This window comes from Streptomyces nanshensis, assembly GCF_001751255.1.
GTDB classification, from domain to species: Bacteria; Actinomycetota; Actinomycetes; order Streptomycetales; family Streptomycetaceae; genus Streptomyces; species Streptomyces nanshensis_A.
Genome location: NZ_LJGW01000596.1, coordinates 1 through 2,175 on the forward strand (window position 1 = coordinate 1; position 2,175 = coordinate 2,175).

A 2,175-nucleotide genomic window follows, 5' to 3' on the forward strand; every position below is an offset into this window, starting at 1 on the left:
GGGGGCCGGGCCGTTCCCGGTCCGGCCCCCGCCCGTCGGCCGGCTCCCGTCAGCCGCCGTGCAGATAGCGCTCCGCGACGACGGTCGGATACTCCACCGGCGCACCGCGCTCCACGGACCGCGCGAGGCGTATGTACTGCGCGTGCGTCCAGGCCAGCGGCGTCGCCGAGGCCGTCCCCGTGCCGGACTCGACGCGCGGCACCGGCGGCCGGTCGTCCCACACCTGCTCGGGCAGCATCAGCGTCGCCGACGCGGTGCGGGCGATGTCCCGCAGCCGTCCGGCGGCCGACTCCCGTTCGCCGCGCAGGAGTTCGTACTCGCCGCGCTCGCCGGAGAAGATCGGCCACACCCGCCCGTACGTCGTCTTCACCTCGGGCCGGTCCACCACCCACGGGCTGCCGTCGGGCTGCTCGCCGTAGCCGTCGCCGCTGTAGCGGTGCCAGTGCCGGCCCGCGGGGGTGTCCACGGCGAGTTCGCGGTCCACGACGGCGAGGGAGTTGCGTACGACCGGGTCGTCGGCGGGCTTGATTCCGAGCCGTACGAGCTCCAGGAACCCGGCGTCGACGACGGTGCGCTGGTCGGCCTCGCCCTCGTTGTTGTTGCCGAGTCCGTAGGCCGTGCCCTTGTCGGGCCTGCCGTCCTTGGTCAGGCGCAGATAGTACGGCTGCGAGGAGTGCGGGCCGTTGGTGCTCACCGTCCAGCCGTCCAGCGACGCACGCCACTCGTCGGCCGCCGCAAGGTACTCGGCGCTCTCGCCGCCCTGCCCGCCGCGCTGCATCAGGTCCGCGAGGCAGACGAGGGCGGCGATCGCGGAGGCGATGGTCGAGGGCGAGTAGCCGCTCTGCTCCTCCCACCGCTCCTGCGGGCTGAAGGGCGCCTTGTAGCCCTCCTCGCTCGTGAACTTCAGGATGAAGTCCGCGCCGTGCCTCAACTGCCGCAGCGTGCGGGCGTCGTGGCGGTCGAGCATCCAGGCGAGCAGCATCGGCGCTGAGGTCTCGTCGAGCTGGATGTTCGTCCAGTACGGGGTGCCGTCCACGGTGTGGTTCTGCGACCAGTGGCCGTCGGAGAGCTGGGTGCGCAGCAGATGGTCCATCGCGCGGTCGGCCGCCGCGTAGTCGCCGGCGGCGAGCAGACCCGTGCCGATGTGGTAGAGGTCGCGCGCCCACACCAGGTGGTACGAGCCGGTGGTCGGGGCGATATGGCGGTCGGTGCCGAAGGCCCACGGCATCGACGGGGAGGCGATGAAGGCGCCCGGGTTCCGCTTGTCCTCACTGGCGGCGAGCATCACGACCGACGCGGTGTACAGCGCGCGGTCGGCGGGCCCGGCCAGGCTTCCGGGAGCCTCCGGCAGCCCACCGAGGTAGTCGCGCCAGCCCTGCTCGTACGCGCGCGAGGCCGCCTCGAAGCCGCCGCGCAGAGAACGCCGTGCCGTGCGCACCGCCTCCGCGGGCTTCTCGCCGAAACCGAGCACCACCGTCTGCCGGGTACGGGTGAGCCCGTCCATGCGCAGCCGTCCGGTCTGTACGACGTTGCCGGGGCCCGCGGTCGCGTAGTGGTGCGTCAACCTGCCCTTGTTCTCGGACAGTTCGCTCCAGCCGTCGTTGACGCCGAGATAGCCGGCCGTGGACTCCGCGAAGCCGTCCGCCGCGAGCAGCGCGCTCGCCGCGTGCCTGTCCTTCGCGACGAGCGCACCGTCCTGCGGGAAGGCGCTGTCGTCGTTGCCCTCGCCGGACAGCGACGGATCGTGCAGCACGAAGACCCGCAGCGGCGTGCCCGTCTCGGAGCGCACCTCCGCGTCGATGAGCACGGCGGCGCGCTCGGGGTCGGTGACATAGCGGGTGACGGCGGACCAGCCCGTGCCCCGGCTGGTGATCCGGTAGGACGGCGGTCCGTCGGCGGCACAGAGTTCGGTGCGGTGCTCGCCGTCGCTGAGACGTTCCGCGAAGGTCTTCCCGTCGGTGATCACCAACTGCGTCTGGCGGCTGGCCGGAGTGCTCAGATCCGGGTAGTACGTCTCGCTCATCCGGCCGCCCTGCAAGGTGAACCACACCGGGCTCGCCTTCGTACGGGAGGTGCCGAAGCCCGTCTTGTCGGCGGGGGCGAAGCCCGCGTCGGCGCCGGGGCCGCCGGGGGCCTCACCGGAGGACGCCGCGGGGGCGCCGGCGCTCCGGCTCG

Annotated in this window: 1 protein-coding gene; it reads right to left on the reverse strand. The window is 72.9% G+C overall.

All coding sequences use genetic code 11. The features are described 5' to 3' along the window. Positions 1-49: 49 nt before the first annotated feature. Positions 50-2,175: glycoside hydrolase family 15 protein (locus AN218_RS30040; protein ID WP_070020205.1), on the reverse strand; the 2,126-nt coding region annotated here is incomplete at its 5' end.